We start from the raw sequence: 17,783 nt of genomic DNA on the forward strand, positions 1-17,783 counted from the left end.
GCCAGAAAACCTTGAAGGCGTGCCTTCGAGCAGACCAGACCTCATTTCGCAAGGCGCTTGTCGATGCGGTGTAGGGCTGTCCCTACAAAGAGCTGACGCCGATGTCGGTCATGTGGGAGCGCGCCCGTTTTTATTGTTCTAGCGCATCCGTTTTATTGTGGGAGCGCACCCGTTTTTTGTGGGAAGGCATCCTTTTTTTGTGGAAGCGCACCCGTTTTTTGTGGGAGCGGTCTCTGACCGCGATGGATGCCCGGACAAGGCTTTCGCGGTCGGAGACCGCTCCTACAGGGGGCATCAGTTTTCGCGGTCGGAGACCGCTCCTACAAGGGAAGCACACCCGTTTTATGTGGGAAGGCATCCGATTTTTGTGGGGGCGGTCTCTGACCGCGATGCATGCCCGGACAAGGTTTTCGCGGTCGGAGACCGCTCCTACAGGGGCGCACCAGCTTTCGCGGTCGGAGACCGCTCCTACAAGGAGGGCGCACCCGTTTTATTGTTGGAACGCACCCGTTTTTTGTGGGAGCGGTCTCTGACCGCGATGCATGCCCGGACAAGGTTTTCGCGGTCGGAGACCGCTTCTACAGGGGCGCACCAGCTTTCGCGGTCGGAGACCGCTCCTACAGGGGCGCACCAGCTTTCGCGGTCGGAGACCGCTCCTACAGGGGAAGCACACCCGTTTTTATTGTGGAAGCGCACCCGTTTTATTGTGGGAACGCATCCTTTTTTTGTGGGAGCGGTCTCTGACCGCGATGCATGCACGGGTAAGGTTTTCGCGGTCGGAGACCGCTCCTACAGGGGGGCACCAGCTTTCGCGGTCGGAGACCGCTCCTACAGGGCGCACCAGCATTCGCGGTCGGAGACCGCTCCTACAGGGGCGCACCTGTGGCTTGCGTTTCAATGGGTCGCACCCAGGCTTTGCGCGTACAAAGCCAGCTCCACATCGTTCTTGGTGCCGGTCTTTTCGAGGATGCGTGCACGGTAAGTGCTCACGGTGTTGGGGGCCAAACTCAATTGCGCACCAATTTCGCCCACCGTGTGGCCTTGCGTTAACAAGAGATAGACCTGGTGCTCGCGGTGCGAGAGCAGCTCGATCCCGCTTTTGGTGCGGCCCGGGCTGATCAAGCTGGCCAAGGCCTCGGCCGTGGCGGGCGAGACATGCATGCCGCCTGCTGCGACGCGGCGCAAAGCGGCGATCAGCTGGTCCGGGTCGGTGCTTTTGTTCAGATAGCCCGAGGCCCCCAGCTGAATGCAGCGCACCGCGTATTGTTTTTCGGGGTAGGTGCTGAGCATGAGCACCGGCAAGCCCGGCCAGTCGCGCCGCAGCGCTTGCAACACATCCAGGCCGTCCATGCCGGGCATGGCGATGTCGAGCAGCACCACGTCGATGCCCTGCGTGCCTTGCAGCGCGCGCACCGCCGCCAGCACCGCTGGGCCGGTGTCGGCTTCGGCCACCACCTGCAGGCCCGGGTCATCGGCCAGCACCATTTTCAGGCCCTCGCGCACGATCTTGTGGTCGTCGCCCAACAGCACGCGCATGCTCAGATGCTGGTGGTGTTTCATGGCGACACCTCGGGTGCAGCGTTGGCTACCGCCGCGTCGTCAGGCAAGGGCATGGGCATGGGCATGGACAAGCGCATGCGGGTGCCCCGCCCGGGCGCACTGTCGATGTCAACCGCCCCCCCAAAATGCCGCGCCCGCTCGCGCATGCCCATGACGCCGTAGGCCTGCGCCGATTCAAACGCCCGCGCCAAGGCACCGCAGCCGTCGTCTTCGACCGACAGGTGCAACCAACCGGCGCGCTCGACGATGTCCACGTCCACCGTCCGCGCCTGCGCGTGTCGTCCCACGTTGCTCAGCATCTCCTGAAAGACACGGAACACCGCCATGGCCATGGGCTCGGGCAGCACGCGTTGCTCGTCCACCTCCATGCACCATTTGAGTTCTTGCTCGGTCGACTGCACAAACTCACGCGCTTGCCACTCCAAAGCGCCCCACAGGCCCTGATGGTCCAGGATGCTGGGACGCAGGTCGGTGATGATGCGGCCCACATTGACCACTGCGTTTTCGATCAAGCGGCTCATATTTTGGCATTTATCGCGCATTTTTCCACGCCTGCTTTCACGCATGCAGTGGGTTTCAGCGCTCTTGTCTGGTTCTTGTTCAGACAAGCGTTTGTCCAGCCAGCCCACATCCATCTTGAGGGCCACCAGCAAACTGCCCAGTTCGTCGTGCACTTCGCGCGCAATGCGGGTGCGCTCCTCTTCGCGCACGGTTTCAGACCAAGCGGCCAATTCGCGCAGTTGCTGCAAGGCGGTTTCCAGTGCTTGGGTGCGTTCGGTCACGCGCTGTTCCAGCTCGTTTTTGGCGTGCTGCAAAGCGTCTTCGGCGCGCCTGCGCTCGGTGATGTCTGCAAAGGTGACCACCGCGCCGCGCACCTGGGCTTGATCGAACACGGGGTAGCTGGAATACGCCACCGGGAAGCTGCTGCCATCGGCGCGCCAAAACACCTCGCTGTCGATGCGACAGGCTTGACCTTGCCGAAAGGCGTTGTAAATCGGGCAGTCGTTCATCGGGTAGTGCGCGCCATCGCTGTGCGAATGGTGCGTCAGCACGTGCATGTTTTGGCCCAGCACCTGCTGGGGCTCAAAACCAATCATGCGGGCACCTGCCGGGTTGATGAATACGCACAGGCCATCCAAGCCGACCCCAAAAACCCCCTCACCTGTTGAGGCCAGCATCAGGCCCAATGGGTCGCGCCATGCTGCGGCGACGCTGCCAAAGCCTTGAACGACTGGCTCAGCGCAAGTGGGTGGTTTCAAATCAGCGTGCATGTACATCTACCTAGCAAGGCGTGTGCCACACCCAGGTGCTGGGTGTTTGCCCAGGGTTCGCCCAAGCTTCGCCTCTGGGCTTCGGGGCTTTGTCGCCTGGTGTCAGCACCTCAAGACGAACAGCACGCCACAATAGAGCCACGCTGTTTGCCAAGGCATCCGCGCACAGCGGTGGACGGCCCCCAACCTGGGCGTCTGTCGGCTTGCTCGGATTGCCTGTTTTATTTTGTCTTGCTTGCCCCCATTGTGTTTGTCATGAACCCGTCCCCTTCTTCCCTGCTCCAAGGCGCTTCCAACTTCCGCGACATCGGCGGCTACCGCAATGTCGATGGCCGCCGCGTGCGGCGCGGCCAGGTTTTCCGCTCGGACCATCTGGCCAGCTTGACGGCCGACGATCTGGATCGCATCAAGGCATTCGGTGTGGGGCACAGCCTGGACTTTCGGGGCGCGGTCGAAGTCGAGACCACGCCCTATGCCCTGCCCGGCGTGCAGCGCGTGGCGTTCAGCATCGAGCCCACGGTGATTGCGCGAATGCAGGCACTGGTGGCGCAAGGCGTGGTGCCCAGCACCGAAGACACCGTGGAACTGATGCGCGAGACTTACCGTCATTTTGTGAACCGCAATGCGGACACTTACGCGCGGTTTTTGAAACACTTGTTGGACAAGCCCACGCCACAGGTGTTCCACTGCACCGCTGGCAAAGACCGCACGGGCTTTGCCGCGGCCCTGCTGCTGTCGGCTTTGGGTGTCGACCGCGCCACCACCTTGCACGACTACCTGCTGACCAACCAGCTCTACAAACGCGACGCCCGCCTAGAAGGCCAAGGTCACCCGCATGTGATGAAGGTGCTGTGGCAAGTGCAACCCGCGTTTTTAAATGCCGCTTTTGACACGGTGGACAAGGAGCACGGCGGCATGCAGGGCTATTTGCACGACGCCCTTGGCCTGGGTTCGCAAGAGCTCGGTGAGTTGCAGCGCTTGTTGCTCGAGCAGGGCTAAGTTGTGGCTGCGCGGCGGCCAGACTCCCATCAAGCCATGCATCGCCTGGTGCCGCGCGTTAAGACTTGAGCAACTGGCTTGCCCTGCGCCGCTTGATCTGGCCCTGTGAAATGGGCGCTTTCATGGCACCTTCATCTTTGCCTTGGCGGGCGATTCAAGCCAGCCGGTCTTTTTTTCTCACCCCGGGCGTAGCACCGCAATGTCAGAGATCAGAGGCGCTGCGTGAAACAAGCGGCTTGGCCTCGCCCAGCTCTAAATTACCGGGTCGGATCCATGGCGATGGCAGCCCATGCGTCCGCACCTCACAATGCCCGCGCCGTGCTCACGCCGCTTCTTTGTAAAAAAAGCCCCCGCGCACGCCACGTGGGGCCAGGGGGGTCACGGCCTGACCTATCGCGGCGATGTGCTCGGGGGTGGTGCCGCAGCAGCCGCCAACAATGTTGACCAGGCCTTCGGCCGCAAATTCGTGCAGCAGGCGGCTGGTCACATCCGGCGTTTCGTCAAAGCCGGTGTCGCTCATGGGGTTGGGCAGGCCGGCATTGGGGTAGCAGCTGATGAAGGTGTCGCCCGCCACCTTGTTCAGCTCTTGGATGTAAGGGCGCATCAGGGTTGCGCCCAAAGCGCAGTTCAGGCCAATCGCCAGGGGCTGTGCGTGGCGCACGCTGTGCCAAAAAGCGCTCACAGTTTGGCCGCTCAAGATGCGGCCCGACGCGTCGGTCACGGTGCCGCTGATGATCAGGGGCAGGCGTTCGCCACTGGCCTCAAAAAATTCTTCGATGGCGAACAGCGCGGCTTTGGCGTTGAGCGTGTCAAAAATGGTTTCAACCAGCAGCACGTCTGAGCCACCTTCGACCAGCGCTTGAACCTGTTCGTAATAGGCGGCGCGCAGTTCCTCAAAGTTGACGTTGCGGGCCCCTGCGTCGTTCACATCGGGGCTGATGCTGGCGGTTTTGGGCGTGGGGCCCAAAGCGCCCGCCACAAAGCGCGGCTTGTCGGGCGTGGCAAATTTGTCGCAGGCAGCGCGGGCTAATTTTGCCGACGCGAGGTTCATCTCTCGCGCCAAGTGCTGCATGTCGTAGTCGGACTGGGCGATGGTGGTCGCGCCAAAGGTGTTGGTCTCGATCAGGTCAGCCCCGGCGGCGAGATACCCTTCGTGGATGTCGCGGATCACATCGGGGCGTGTCAGGCTGAGCAACTCGTTGTTGCCCTTGATGTCTTTGGGGAAGTCTTTGAAGCGCTCACCTCGGTAGTCGGCCTCGCTCAATTTGAAGCGCTGGATCATGGTGCCCATGGCCCCGTCGAGGATGGCGATGCGGGTCTGAAGGATGTCGGGCAGTGTCTGGGCGCGGGTGTAGGTCAAGGCTTTCATGCTGACTATTGTATGAAAGCGCGACTTGCCTCGCCAACGATGCGTTGGTCATTGGCCGCTGTTTTCAAATTGTCTAAAACAACAGCTTGGCCTTTTTATCAAAAGCCAAAGGGGCGAGCCAACAATTGCATTTGTACAAATGCTTTAAGATGGATTGTCGAGACCGACAGCCTTGCTGCCAAACCCGATACGAAGCACGCGCCAGGCCTTGAGCGCATGTGATTTTTTCAATTTTTCGGACCTCAAGGCCATCTGCCCATGTGGAGTCACTTTATCCTTGACCATCCTTTTTCTGCTTCGCTGACAGCGCTGGTTCTGTTTGTGTCCGTGGTTCTGGGCGTCAAACTCTTGTTCAGATTGGGTTTGAAACAGTTGCAAAGCCTGGCACAAAGCACCGCTTGGAAGGGCGCTGACTTTGTGCTGATCGTGCTCAAGGCCAACAACACGCTCTTGGTCATGGGACTGGGCATTTTGGCGGCCTTGCAAGTCTTGCAACTTTCTGATCGGCTTGAGAACGGCGCCGTCAAGGTGATGCTGGTCTTGCTGATTTTTCAAGCGGGCTTGTGGGCACACAAAGCCCTTGAGGCTGGGCTGAAGCTGCGCTTTGCACAACCCGACCAGGTCATCGAAGGCGGCACCCTCATGACGCTGGGTCTGCTGTCCTTCTTGGGCAAGCTGCTGCTGTGGGCCATTGTGATGCTGATGGCCCTGGACAACTTGGGCATGAACATCACGGCCTTGGTGGCCAGCTTGGGCATTGGCGGTGTGGCTGTGGCACTGGCAGTGCAAAACATCTTGGGCGATTTGTTTGCCTCTTTGTCCATTGCCATCGACAAGCCTTTTGTGATTGGCGACTTCGTGATGGTCGACGACATGGTGGGCACGGTGGAGCATGTGGGGCTCAAAACCACGCGCTTGCGCAGCCTTGCAGGCGAGCAAATTGTTTTTGCCAACAACGACTTGCTGCAAAGCCGGCTTCGCAACTTCAAACGCATGAGCCAACGGCGTTGCACCTTCAATTTTGGCGTGACTTATTCGACCCCGGCCGATCAGTTGGCGCAGATTCCCAGCACCATCGAAGCGATAAAGCAACTTCTTTTCTGTAAATTTCGATTTCTTTTCTGGGGTTGTGGCGTATCAACGCCAAGTCAGGGTTTCATGTTCAGGTAAATTTTTCCGCTCATCCACTCCTCGTCTTGTTCGGCCAGCAGTGCGCTGACCAGTCTTTCACAACTTTGCGGATTGGGAAACAGCGTCGCAACTCGGGTTCTGCGCTTGAGCTCCTTGTTCAATCGCTCCAGTCCATTGGTGGTGCGCATGCGCACCCGGTGGCCCTCAGGCAAATTGAAGACCGCAAAACCCTCTGGCACATTGGTCTCGGCCCAAGCGGCCAGCTGGGGGTGGCTGCCTTGCCAATCTTTGAGCGCCACGTTCAGCAGGCGTTGAGCCTCATGGGCGTCGCCAGCGTTGAAGATGGCGCGTATTTGCCGGGCCACCGTTGTGCGCTGGTCGAGCTTGGTGACGTAGCCCTGTGCGTTGTGCTGCAGGTGAAACTGGCAGCGCTGCCACGGCACACCTAGAAACATCGCTTTGCGGGCCGCTTTGAGCCCCGCATGGTCATCGCTGGCGATGTACTTGACCCCGCGCAACCCGCGCCCAATGAGGCTGTCCAGAAAGGCTCGCCAATGCACCTCGGCTTCGGACAGCGCCACCGACACGCCCAGTACCCGGCGGTGGCCTGTCGTGGTGATGCCAATGGCCACCAGCACCGCGCAGTCAACCACTTGATTGGCGTGGCGTACACGCTCGTAGCGGGCAATCACATATGGTGTCTCGTCCAACGGACGCGTGCGCCAGGCATTCAGTCCCTCATCGAGCAGCGCCGTGCAGCGGCTGATCTGGGTCGATGAAATGGCGATCTCCGGCCCCACCAACTTTTGCAGCACGGTGATCACTTTGCGGGTGGACACGCCCTGCACGTACATCTCGGCCAGCGCCAGATTCATGGCTTGTTCGGAGCGGCTGCCGCGCTCCAGCGCGCTGGGGTAAAAGCCGCCCGAGCGCACTTGGGGCACCTCAAAGGTGAGCTCACCCAGGCGAGTCAAAACGGTCTTGGACTTGTAGCCGTTGGCGTGGTCCACGCGTTGAGCAGAGCGTTCATAGGGGGTGGCCTGCAGGTGCTGGGCACGCTCGATGCGGGAGGCCTCGTTGACCAATATCCGCAGCGCTTGGCCAGCGCCATCCAGGCCGTTGGCCAGCAAGCAGGCGTAGGCCTCGTGCAGGGGGTTGTTGGTATCGTCAAGTTGAGTTCGTTGGGCCATGATGAATACATTCTTTCTGCGTTGCTTCAGCCTCGCCAAACAATCGCCGCAGGGAGGGGTGCCTCCGGCGGCCTGGCAGGGGCCTGATTAAAAATATCCAGAATCCGAAATCGGGAACAATGTGCAATTGATCCTGCCTCAAGGGCTCGGGAAATTACAGAATGAATGTTGCACTACCATCGAAGCGATTGTCAAAAGCCAAGCCCAAGTGAATTTTGGGCGCGCGCACTTCATATCTTTTGGCAAGTCTTCGCTCGATTTTGAAGTGGTCTATTTTGTGCTGAGCGGCGATTACGACTTGTACATGGATGCGCAACAAGCCATCAATTTGTCAATCGTTCGCAGCTTTGCAGACGCAGGCATCGACTTCGCTTTCCCGACCCGCACGCTTCACCTGCACAAGGCTTGATTGGAGGCCCCCATCGCCACACACACTGGACTTGAACTCATCTTGGCAACCGATTTGGATGGTACTTTTTTGCCGCCAGACAAGCTGCACGATGGGGCGCAGCTCTACCGCCTGCTTCTCGAGCACCGAGAGCGCATCGCGCTGATTTTTGTCACCGGTCGGGGCTTTGAGAGCATTTTGACGCTGCTGGACGACCCCGCCATCCCCATGCCCGACTACATCATTGCCGATGTGGGCGGCACTTTGCTGCGCAGACAAGGCGATGGTTTTGCGCCCATCTTGCCTTTGCAAGACGAGCTCACACAGGGCTGGCCTGGTCGTGAACAAATCTTGGCCTTGGCCCGTCAGATTGATGGCTTGCATTTTCAGGAGGTGCCCCAGGAATACCAGTGCTCCTTCACCTTTGAGCATGAGTCGGCCAGGCTGCAAGCACAAGACTTGGCGCAGTCTTTGGGGCTTGACCATCTGGTGTCGGCCGACAAGTACTTTGACTTTTTGCCACGCGGCGTGTCCAAAGGCAACAGCCTGATGCGCTTGCTCAGTAACGAGGGACTGTCACCCGACAAAGTATTGACCGCCGGGGACACGCTCAACGATTTGTCACTCATGCGCACCGGGCTCAAAGCTGTGGTGGTGGGCAATGCCGAAAAAGCTTTGAAAGACGCTGTGCTGCAAGACCGCATGAATGGCTTGCTCAGGCCGGTGCACTTGGCCCGAGCGGCTGGGCCACTGGGGATTTTGGAAGCCATTCGGCACCATGCCTTTCACCGCTTGCTGGGGCTGGCCCCGGCCGAGACCATTGCACCGCAGGGCGATGCCGAGTTGGTGATGGTCTACCACCGTCAGCCTTTTGACGAAACCACCACAGACTCCGGGGTCACGCGCAGCTTGCCCAAAAGCCCAAACGGCATCTTGCCCACTTTGCTGGGCTGCTTTGCAGATGGCCGCGAAGGCGCGTGGGTGGCTTGGTCTTTGCAGGCGAGTCGCACGCCCGATGCCGCCGTGTTCGAACAAAAGGTCTGGGTTGACCGAGACCTGTACCCCAACTTGATGGCCTGTCGTGTCGCCTTGACGGCCGAAGATGTGGACCTGTTTTACAAACAGTTTTCCAAAGAGGCGCTGTGGCCTGTGCTGTTTTCATTTCCCGAGCGCGTGACCTTCAACGATGCCCATTGGCAGCATTTTTGCGAGATCAACCGTTTGTTTGCCGAAACAACCGCTGCAGCCACTCAAGAGGGTGCGACGGTTTGGATCCACGACTACAACCTCTGGATGGTGCCCTCGTATTTGCGCGCACTGCGGCCCGATTTGCACATCTGCTTTTTTCACCACACGGCTTTTCCAGGCGCAGACATCTTCAACATGCTGCCGTGGAAGGGGCAGATTGTGGCCAGTTTGCTCAAGTGCGATTACGTCGGCTTTCACATTCCGCGTTATGTCGAAAATTTCGTCGATGTGGTTCGCTCCAACGTCAACTGCAGCGTGCTCAGCAAAACCTCTTGCGCTCCGGACTGGCTCACCTACGGTTGCGCCTTGGGTGTTGAAGAGATGACGCTGCAACTGCAAACACCTTATGGTTTGGTCGGTGTGGGCGCGCACCCTGTGGGCATTGACAACGCGCGCATCGCGCAATTGGTCAAAACCGAGCGCACACAACAAGGCATGCGCGATTTGCTCGCCGAGGCGCGCGGACGAAAAATTGTGCTGTCTGTAGAACGGCTCGATTACGTCAAAGGCCCCATCGAAAAGATGCAAGCCTTTGAGCGGTTTTTGGAAAAGCACCCGCAATGGCACGAAAAAGTGATCATGCTCAACATCGTCACCCCCGCCGCCACGGGCATGGTGATTTATGAGCAAACGCGTGAACAGTTGGACCGCATTGTGGGTCGCATCAACGGCCGCTTTGCCAGCATGAACTGGACGCCTGTGCGCTACTTTTACCGGAGCTTGCCATTCGAAGAGCTGATGGCTTTTTACCTGGCCTCCGATGTGGCGTGGATCACGCCCTTGCGCGACGGCTTGAACCTCGTGTGCAAAGAGTATGTGTCGGCCAAATCCGTGGACCAAACACCGGGGGTTTTGGTCTTGTCCGAGTTTGCAGGCGCCGCGGTCGAACTCAAAGGGGCCATCTTGACCAACCCCCACGACGAAAACAACCTGGTGCAGATGCTGGAGGCCGGCTTGTCGCTCAGCACCGAAGAGGCGCACTACAAGATGCGCCAACTCCAAGAGCGGGTGCTCAGCTATGGTGTGAAAACCTGGTCCGAAGACTTTTTGAACAGTGCACGCGGCCAAACCCGGCAGAGCCTTGGCAAGGTCTAAAAGGGCCGGCGTTCTGCGCCTTGCTGCTGCTGTCCAGTGGCTTGCGCTTGTCCATGCGGTGCACGCAAAACATCCATGCGGGTCATGCGCGATGGCTCGCGGCTGAAATTGGACCGCCAGACCAGCTGTTTTTCAAACCAACCCGCCCCAGGCGGGTCAAGCTCAAGGCCTCCAGCAGGCCATCGCCTAGGCGCGGCAACGCGAGGGCTTCATGCTGCAGGCCGGCGAGGCACATCTCTGTTTACTGCGGCCATGGGTGGTGCGGTCCGACGGCCGCAAACAGAGGTTCGGCAAAGATGGGTGCGGTCTTGCGTTTCAGCGCCATGGTTCATCCTGCCCCCACAAAAAAGCCCCCGAAACCTTGCGACTTCGGGGGCTTGCTGGGTGGCGCTGTTTACGCCAGGTCGAAGCGGTCTGCGTTCATGACCTTGTGCCAAGCGGCCACGAAGTCACGCACAAACTTGCCCTGGTTGTCGTCTTGGGCATAGGCCTCAGACAGAGCGCGCAGCTGCGAGTTGGAGCCAAACACCAGGTCCACGCGGGTGCCTGTCCACTGCACCGCGCCGGTTTTGCGGTGGCGCGCTTCAAAGGCCGTCTCGGCGGGCGAGGTGGGCGCCCAGGCGACGCTCATGTCGGTGAGGTTGACAAAGAAGTCGTTGCTCAATTGACCCACGCGCTGCGTGAACACGCCGTGCTTGGAGCCGCCGGTGTTGGCGCCCAAGACGCGCAGGCCGCCGACCAGCACCGTCATCTCTGGGGCGCTCAAGCCGAGCAGTTGCGCCTTGTCGACCAGCATTTCTTCGGCCGACACGGTAAACGCTTTCTTTTGGTAGTTGCGAAAGCCGTCCGCTTGAGGCTCGAGCACGGCAAAAGAGTCCACATCGGTTTGCTCTGCGCTGGCATCGGTGCGGCCGGGTGTGAAAGGCACTTGCACGTCAAAGCCTGCGGCTTTGGCGGCTGACTCCACTGCGGCGCAGCCGCCCAGCACGATCAAGTCGGCCAAGGACACTTGCTTGCCGCCTTTGGCGTTGAAAGCCGCTTGCACGCCTTCGAGCGCTGCCAGCACCTTGGCCAATTGCGCAGGCTGGTTGGCTTCCCAGTCTTTTTGTGGGGCCAGGCGAATGCGCGCACCGTTGGCGCCGCCGCGCTTGTCCGAACCGCGGAACGTGCTGGCCGAGGCCCAGGCCGTGGCCACCAACTCGCTCACGCTCAAGCCGCTGGCCAACATGCTGGCTTTGAGGGCTGCTTGGTCGGCCGCGTCAATGGGCGCGCCTTTGGCGGCGGGGATGGGGTCTTGCCAGATCAGGTCTTCGGCGGGCACTTCTGGGCCGAGGTAGTTGACCTTGGGGCCCATGTCGCGGTGGGTCAGCTTGAACCAGGCGCGGGCATAGGCGTCGGCAAATTCGTCGGGGTTGTTCAAGAAGTGGCGTGAGACTTTTTCGTAGTCCGGGTCCATGCGCAGCGACAAGTCGGCCGTGGTCATCATGGGCGGGTGCTTTTTGCTCGGGTCATGGGCGTCAACCACCATGTCCTCGGGCTCGCAGTCTTTGGCGTGCCACTGAATGGCGCCAGCAGGGGTGGTCATTTGCACCCACTCGTACTTGAACAAGACCTTGAGGTAGCCCATGTCCCAGGTGGTGGGGTTGGGTTTCCAGGCGCCGTCAAAGCCGCTGGTGGTGGTGTCGCCGCCTTTGCCGGTGCCGTGCTTGTTGATCCAGCCAAAACCCATTTCGTGCATGGGCGCGCCTTCAGGCTCGGGGCCGACCAAGGCCGCATCGCCTGCGCCGTGCATCTTGCCAAAGGTGTGGCCGCCGGCCACCAGGGCCACGGTCTCGTAGTCGTTCATGGCCATGCGGGCGAACGTTTCGCGCACGTCGTGGGCCGACAGCTTGGGGTCGGGGTTGCCATCTGGGCCTTGGGGGTTGACGTAAATCAGGCCCATTTGCACGGCGGCCAGGGGGTGGTCCAGCTCGCGCTGGCCGCTGTAGCGGCTGTTGTCTTTGTCGCTGGTGGCCAGCCACTCTTTTTCAGCGCCCCAGAAAATGTCTTCTTCAGGTGCCCAGATGTCGGGGCGGCCGCCACCAAAGCCAAAGGTTTTGAAGCCCATGGATTCCATGGCCACGTTGCCGCACAAAATGAACAGGTCGGCCCAAGAGATTTTGTTGCCGTATTTCTTCTTGAGCGGCCACAGCAGGCGGCGACCTTTGTCGAGGTTGCCGTTGTCAGGAAAGCTGTTGAGGGGGGCAAAGCGCTGGTTGCCGGTGCTGGCGCCACCCCGGCCGTCGGCCGTGCGGTAGGTGCCTGCGGCGTGCCAGGCCAGGCGAATGAACAGGCCGCCGTAGTGGCCCCAGTCGGCCGGCCACCACTCTTGGTTGTCGGTCATCAAGTCGACCATGTCTTTTTTCAGCGCGGCAAAGTCCAGCTTGGCGAATTCTTTGCGGTAGTCGTAGTCCGCATCCATGGGGTTGGAGACGGGGGTGTGCTGGTGCAAGATGGCCAGGTTCAGCTGATTGGGCCACCAGTCGGCGTTGGAGCGGCGGCCGTTGGAGCTGTTGGCGCCAACGACGGCGTGAAAGGGGCATTGGGAGGTGGTGGGGGCAGACAAGTTGTACTCCTGGTTAGAAAAAAATCATTCAATCAGAAAACCAAGCTGTGCGTTCAGCAAGGCCATCGAAAAAGCAAAATATTCTTTGCGCTTCGCTGGGTGGGCGCACAGACTCGTTCCAATTGAAACGGTTGATCAGTCTAAAAACAGACCCGTCATTTGGCTAATCAATTGAAACAATCTTGTTGATAGTTATTTTTTAAGACTTTTGGGCGCACTCAGGGCGGGGTCAAACCTGTTGCCAGTCTGCGCCTTGCGCCATTTGTCAAAGCCTGCGGCCCTGAGCAGGCATGCCGGGCACTGGCCGCAGCCATAACCCCAGTCGTGGCGCTGCGTGCGGTCTCCCAAATAACAGGTGTGGGTGTGCGCCACGATCAGGTCCACCAGCGCCTGCCCGCCTTGCGCCGGGTCGGCGTGCTCGCCCAAGTCGTGCGCCAGTTGCCAGGTCTGGGCCTTGTCGATCCACATCAGCGGGGTTTCGATCAGCAGCTTGCGGTCCATGCCCAGCGACAGCGCCACCTGCATGGCCTTCATGGTGTCGTCGCGGCAATCGGGGTAGCCCGAAAAATCGGTCTCGCACACACCGGTGACGATGACCTGCAAACCCCGGCGGTAAGCCAAAGCCGCAGCCAGCGTGAGGAACAGCAAATTGCGCCCGGGCACAAAGGTGTTGGGCAGGCCCGAGCTTGCCATTTCAATGGCGGTGTCTCGGGTCAAAGACGTTTCGCTGATCTGGCCCAAGATGCCCGCGTCCAGCAGGTGGTCCTCGCCCATTTTGGGGGCCCAGACAGGAAAGCGCGTTTTGATCGCCGCCAACACATTCAGGCGGGCGTCCAGCTCGACTTTGTGGCGTTGGCCATAGTCAAAGGCCAGGGTTTCGACGCGCTCGTAACGACTCAGGGCGTGGGCCAGGCAAGTGGTGGAGTCTTGGCCGCCGGAAAACAGAACAAGGGCTGTGGTGTGCATGGGCTGGGATGGTAAACGCTTGGGTCTGCGTGCTGCGTTTCACGTCGGAAAGCGGCCAGCCAAGGGGGAACGTTTGTGGTGCGCATTTGGAAGGGGGCAGCCCATGGTCTGGCGTGGGTGGGTGAGGGCGGGCAGAGGTTGACGATTTGGGCGTACCCCCGCCGTATGAGGAAGCCTGTGCCCGCCCTCACCCACCCATTCCACACCCGCAAAAACTCAAGCGAAAACCGCCGAAAACAACACCATCAATCAGTGACAATCATTGACTTACACAAAGCCTGTCAAACCCCAGTGTCCCCCCACCTGCCCATCCTGCGCGAAGTTTTTGGCTACGACGCCTTTCGCGGCCCGCAGCAAGCCATCATTGACCACGTGGCGGCCGGAGGCGATGCGCTGGTGCTCATGCCCACGGGCGGGGGTAAATCGTTGTGCTACCAAATACCGGCCATTGCGCGCCAACGTGCAGGCCAAGGCATCACGGTGGTGGTCTCGCCGCTGATTGCGCTGATGCACGACCAAGTCGGCGCGCTGCACGAGGCGGGTGTGAGCGCGGCCTTTCTCAACTCGACCCTCACCAGCGAAGAAGCCAGCGACACCGAACGGCGGCTGATGCGAGGCGACATCACCTTGCTGTATGCCGCACCCGAACGCGTGACCAACGCGCGTTTTCTGGCGCAGATGGATTCGCTGCTCGAACGCGGGCTGCTCAGCCTGTTTGCGATTGACGAAGCGCATTGCGTGAGCCAGTGGGGCCACGACTTCCGGCCCGAGTACCGGGGCCTGACGGTGCTGCACGAGCGCTACCCCGGCGTGCCGCGTGTGGCACTCACCGCCACGGCCGATGCTTTGACCCGCGCCGACATCGTCGAGCGGCTGCAGCTGGAAAGCGCCGAGCTGTTCATCAGCAGCTTTGACCGGCCCAACATCCGTTACACCATCGTCGAGAAAAAAGAGGCCAGCACCCAGCTGCTGCGCTTCATTGAGCGCGATCACCCCGAAGAAGCCGGTGTGGTGTATTGCCAGTCGCGCAAACGGGTGGAAGAAATCGCGGCCATGCTGTGTGAGGCGGGTGTTCATGCGCTGCCCTACCACGCGGGGCTGCCCGCCGAGATGCGACAGCGCCATCAAAACGAATTCTTGCGCGAAGAAGGCGTGGTGATGGTGGCCACCATCGCTTTTGGCATGGGCATCGACAAACCCGATGTGCGCTTTGTGGCGCACCTGGACATGCCCAAAAACATCGAAGGCTATTACCAAGAAACGGGGCGCGCCGGGCGCGATGGGCTGGCCTCAGACGCGTGGATGGCCTATGGCCTGCAAGACGTGGTGAACCAGCGCCGCATGATCGACGAAAGCCCGGCGGGCGAAGAATTCAAACAGGCCATGCGCGGCAAGCTCGATGCCCTGCTGGCCCTGGCCGAGGCCACCGACTGCCGCCGCGTGCGCCTGCTGAGCTACTTTGACGAAACCTACCCAGGACAAACCGAGAGCAGTCAGGGTGTGTACATGCCGTACTGCGGCAACTGCGACAACTGCCTGCAACCCCCCGAAGTGTGGGACGGCACCGATGCGGCGCGCAAACTGCTGTCCACCGTGTACCGCTGCCACCAGGCCAGCGGCCACAGCTTTGGCGCGGCGCACACCATGGACATCGTGCGCGGCAAAAAAACCGAGAAAGTGGCGCAACGCGGTCACGAAAGCATCAGCACCTTTGGCCTGGGGGCCGAGTACAGCGAGCAGCAACTGCGCGCCGTGATGCGCCAGCTGATCGCCATTGGTGCGCTGCATGTGCACACCGAAGAGGGCTTCAGCACCCTGCACCTGACCGAAGCTTCGCGCGCCGTGCTCAAGGGCGATGTGCCGGTGCAGCTGCGCGAGAGCACCAGCCAGCGCGCCGACAAGCGCACGCGCAGCCGCAGCGCCCCATCCCCCGCCGCCGCCAACCTGGGGCAAGACGCGATGGTGCGCTACATCAACCTCAAGGCCTGGCGCTTTGATGTGGCCAAAGAGCACAACCTGCCCGCGTATGTGATTTTTCATGACGCGACGCTGGCGGCGATTGCCGAGGCCGCCCCACAAAGCCTGCGCGACCTGAACGGCATCAGCGGCCTAGGCGTGAAAAAACTCGAAGCCTATGGCCAGCAAGTGCTGCGGGTTTGTAACGGGGCGGGTTGAGGCCCACCCAAGTAGCTCGGCTATTTTTATAGCAACAAAGGTCTAAAAATACCGCCAAAACAGCTACAGTTGGTGACTTCAACCTGCTGTGCTGGAGCGCGCAGGAGCAAGCTTGAGAGGGGCCGGGTGCCAGCTGGGGTAGGTCAGCCAAAGCACAGGCCGCTTTCAGCGATTTCAACAACACGGCGGATTGACTGCGACCGGCTGTATCAAGCGGGTTTTGGGGTCTGCATCACCTTATACCTTTCACGGAGTACTGCTCATGCGCAGATGGTTCGGAACTTTTCCCGCACTCACCTTTGTTTGCTTGTCGCTTGCTAGCCAAGCGTCGTCGGCCAAGCTTCTATTTGGTGCCGAGGAGCGGGTGAGCTATGTCGCCCCGGTGGCGCTGAAAGGCCCGAGTGGCGAGCCTCTGTTTCTGGGCCGAAAGATCACTACGAACGCTTTCTTGCTGCCTTACACAATGAAGGACGATGGTTATGTCCTCGGGTCATCAGGGGACAGCAAGCGTTATATACCCTTGCCCTCTGGGCCTGAACTTGAGCGCCTGCAGAGCGCAGGTCTGTTGCCGACTCCGCTCCCACCTTGGCAACCAACAAACCAAGACCTCCTGTTCGGCTACCTTTTGTGGCCAGCATTGGCCTTACTGGCGCTCTGGCCACTTGCCAAGCGCATGTTTCGCAGGGGAAGGGCCTAAGCCTTCTCAAGCGGCTCAGTTCGAACGACAAGGGCTTACCCGCATTTGCAAGCGGTGCCATCCTTGGGCAAAACAGCGCAAGCACGCTGGTCAAGCCTTGCCCCGTGGCACCGGCGCAGAAGAAGACAAAGCCATTACGGCGGCGGCCTGAAGTGATCCTGACGCGCAACCGCTTACGCCAAAGCAACTGAAGTCGATGCTTCCCATCAAAGCACTGCGCGGCAGACCGAAATCCGAACACAAGAAATTACTCGTGTCAGTGCGTTACAGCCAAGAGGTTGTGGCGTTCTTCAAAGCCACCGGCGATGGCTGGCATTCACGAATGGATGGCGTTCTTCGTCAGTACATAGCACGTCAATCCCTTAAGTGAAGATGCGGTCAGACCCATCATTCCACCGGGCCTGCGCGTGCGCAGGCCGATGAATTCTGACCTAAGAGCGCTGAAATGCTAAAGTTCCAAGAGTTGAGCGAACACAATCCGGTCCATGTGTCGCTGCTTCAAGGGCTGCTTGAGGCAGCCCCGGGCTACTCGCTCACAGTAGAAGGTCGGCTACCCGCCCCCACGGACGGGATCGAAGCGTTCAGAGACCTGCCGGCTGGAAAGGAGCGCAAAGACAAGCTCATCGGAATCTACCTGTACCAAGACACCCCAATCGGTTGCGTCGACTTGGTTAGAGCTTATCCTGAACCTCACATCGCGTTTTTAGGCCTGCTTCTCTTCGCCGAGGCTCATCAAGGCCATGGGCATGGCGTTGAAGCGATTCGCCACATCAAAGAGATGTCGCGCGCATGGTCATGTACCGCAGTCCGTCTTGCTGTGATCGAGACAAACGTTTCAGCGTTCCGCTTTTGGAAAAGAGAGGGGTTCAGTGAGCTATACCGAAAACCAAGGACCCAATACACCGGCGCTGCCATCGTGATGGAAACAGCGCTTTAACTGATGGCGTTAAAAAATTTCATATCTAATTTCAGTAGTGTCCGGTTTATTTGACTGCCAACCCGCGCCAAGCGAGTAACGGCAAGGGTTTCAAAGGTTTCATGGGTGTCCACGATTTGAATTTGATTTTCCGCACCAGGCATGCTCCAAGG

Annotated in this window: 12 protein-coding genes and 1 pseudogene; 7 read left to right on the forward strand and 6 right to left on the reverse strand. The window is 60.0% G+C overall.

Annotation, left to right across the window (positions count from 1 at the left end; translation table 11 throughout):
• Positions 1-894: 894 nt before the first annotated feature.
• Both ACIQ39_RS04120 and ACIQ39_RS04125 read right to left on the reverse strand, forming a co-directional pair.
• Positions 895-1,560 carry a response regulator gene (locus ACIQ39_RS04120; RefSeq protein WP_396433344.1) on the reverse strand — a complete coding sequence of 222 codons (666 nt, stop codon included), beginning with the start codon at positions 1,558-1,560 and terminating at the stop codon, positions 895-897.
• Positions 1,557-2,831, reverse strand: a complete 1,275-nt coding sequence (locus ACIQ39_RS04125; RefSeq protein ID WP_396433345.1) for a PAS domain S-box protein — start codon at positions 2,829-2,831, stop codon at positions 1,557-1,559. Before ACIQ39_RS04125 ends, ACIQ39_RS04120 begins: the two co-directional genes overlap by 4 nt.
• Positions 2,832-3,086: 255 nt before the next feature.
• On the opposite strand from ACIQ39_RS04125, the gene ACIQ39_RS04130 reads away from it, so the two are divergent.
• The gene (locus ACIQ39_RS04130; protein ID WP_396433346.1) at positions 3,087-3,830 is read left to right on the forward strand and encodes a tyrosine-protein phosphatase; all 744 of its coding nucleotides are present in this window, start codon (positions 3,087-3,089) and stop codon (positions 3,828-3,830) included.
• A 322-nt stretch (positions 3,831-4,152) separates the two neighbouring features.
• Here ACIQ39_RS04130 and ACIQ39_RS04135 read toward each other — a convergent pair whose 3' ends face one another.
• Complete coding sequence (locus ACIQ39_RS04135; RefSeq protein WP_396433347.1) at positions 4,153-5,199, reverse strand: homocysteine S-methyltransferase family protein; 1,047 nt, start codon at positions 5,197-5,199, stop codon at positions 4,153-4,155.
• A gap of 258 nt (positions 5,200-5,457) precedes the next feature.
• On the opposite strand from ACIQ39_RS04135, the gene ACIQ39_RS04140 reads away from it, so the two are divergent.
• On the forward strand, positions 5,458-6,369 hold the full coding sequence (locus ACIQ39_RS04140) for a mechanosensitive ion channel family protein (RefSeq protein WP_396433348.1): 912 nt from the start codon (positions 5,458-5,460) through the stop codon (positions 6,367-6,369).
• Here ACIQ39_RS04140 and ACIQ39_RS04145 read toward each other — a convergent pair.
• The gene (locus tag ACIQ39_RS04145) at positions 6,348-7,520 is read right to left on the reverse strand and encodes an IS256 family transposase (protein WP_396433349.1); all 1,173 of its coding nucleotides are present in this window, start codon (positions 7,518-7,520) and stop codon (positions 6,348-6,350) included. The two genes, ACIQ39_RS04140 and ACIQ39_RS04145, sit on opposite strands and share 22 nt — an antisense overlap.
• Before the next feature lie 121 nt (positions 7,521-7,641).
• Here ACIQ39_RS04145 and ACIQ39_RS04150 point away from each other — a divergent pair, with 121 nt between their 5' ends.
• Together ACIQ39_RS04150 and ggpS are read left to right on the forward strand one after the other, a co-directional pair.
• Positions 7,642-7,929, forward strand: a complete 288-nt coding sequence (locus ACIQ39_RS04150) for a hypothetical protein (RefSeq protein WP_396433350.1) — start codon at positions 7,642-7,644, stop codon at positions 7,927-7,929.
• A 42-nt stretch (positions 7,930-7,971) separates the two neighbouring features.
• Entirely contained in the window at positions 7,972-10,251 is a 2,280-nt protein-coding gene (gene ggpS, locus ACIQ39_RS04155) for a glucosylglycerol-phosphate synthase (protein ID WP_396433351.1), read from the forward strand.
• 394 nt (positions 10,252-10,645) lie between these two features.
• On the opposite strand, the gene katG is transcribed toward ggpS, so the two are convergent.
• Positions 10,646-12,856 carry a catalase/peroxidase HPI gene (gene katG / locus ACIQ39_RS04160; RefSeq protein WP_396433352.1) on the reverse strand — a complete coding sequence of 737 codons (2,211 nt, stop codon included), beginning with the start codon at positions 12,854-12,856 and terminating at the stop codon, positions 10,646-10,648.
• A 192-nt stretch (positions 12,857-13,048) separates the two neighbouring features.
• Positions 13,049-13,822 (reverse strand): 7-cyano-7-deazaguanine synthase QueC, encoded by a 774-nt coding sequence (queC, locus tag ACIQ39_RS04165; RefSeq protein WP_396433353.1) that lies wholly within the window; start codon positions 13,820-13,822, stop codon positions 13,049-13,051.
• A gap of 291 nt (positions 13,823-14,113) precedes the next feature.
• On the opposite strand from queC, the gene recQ reads away from it, so the two are divergent.
• The 3 genes and pseudogenes from recQ (at position 14,114) to ACIQ39_RS04180 (ending at position 17,631) form a co-directional block, all read left to right on the forward strand.
• Positions 14,114-15,997 carry a DNA helicase RecQ gene (gene recQ, locus ACIQ39_RS04170; protein ID WP_396433354.1) on the forward strand — a complete coding sequence of 628 codons (1,884 nt, stop codon included), beginning with the start codon at positions 14,114-14,116 and terminating at the stop codon, positions 15,995-15,997.
• An 869-nt stretch (positions 15,998-16,866) separates the two neighbouring features.
• A pseudogene (locus ACIQ39_RS04175) lies at positions 16,867-17,064 on the forward strand (BrnA antitoxin family protein); the annotation flags it as partial.
• 75 nt (positions 17,065-17,139) lie between these two features.
• Complete coding sequence (locus ACIQ39_RS04180; protein WP_396433355.1) at positions 17,140-17,631, forward strand: GNAT family N-acetyltransferase; 492 nt, start codon at positions 17,140-17,142, stop codon at positions 17,629-17,631.
• Positions 17,632-17,783: the final 152 nt, after the last annotated feature.

Source organism: Limnohabitans sp., from assembly GCF_044361645.1.
Taxonomy (GTDB): Bacteria; Pseudomonadota; Gammaproteobacteria; order Burkholderiales; family Burkholderiaceae_C; genus Limnohabitans_A.

Bases quoted from the DNA above. Each gene is read 5' to 3' on its own strand.
- ACIQ39_RS04120 (WP_396433344.1), bottom strand. From the start codon at position 1,560: ATGAAACACCACCAGCATCTGAGCATGCGCGTGCTGTTGGGCGACGAC.
- ACIQ39_RS04125 (WP_396433345.1), bottom strand. From the start codon at position 2,831: ATGCACGCTGATTTGAAACCACCCACTTGCGCTGAGCCAGTCGTTCAA.
- ACIQ39_RS04130 (WP_396433346.1), top strand. From the start codon at position 3,087: ATGAACCCGTCCCCTTCTTCCCTGCTCCAAGGCGCTTCCAACTTCCGC.
- ACIQ39_RS04135 (WP_396433347.1), bottom strand. From the start codon at position 5,199: ATGAAAGCCTTGACCTACACCCGCGCCCAGACACTGCCCGACATCCTT.
- ACIQ39_RS04140 (WP_396433348.1), top strand. From the start codon at position 5,458: ATGTGGAGTCACTTTATCCTTGACCATCCTTTTTCTGCTTCGCTGACA.
- ACIQ39_RS04145 (WP_396433349.1), bottom strand. From the start codon at position 7,520: ATGGCCCAACGAACTCAACTTGACGATACCAACAACCCCCTGCACGAG.
- queC (WP_396433353.1), bottom strand. From the start codon at position 13,822: ATGCACACCACAGCCCTTGTTCTGTTTTCCGGCGGCCAAGACTCCACC.
- ACIQ39_RS04180 (WP_396433355.1), top strand. From the start codon at position 17,140: ATGCTAAAGTTCCAAGAGTTGAGCGAACACAATCCGGTCCATGTGTCG.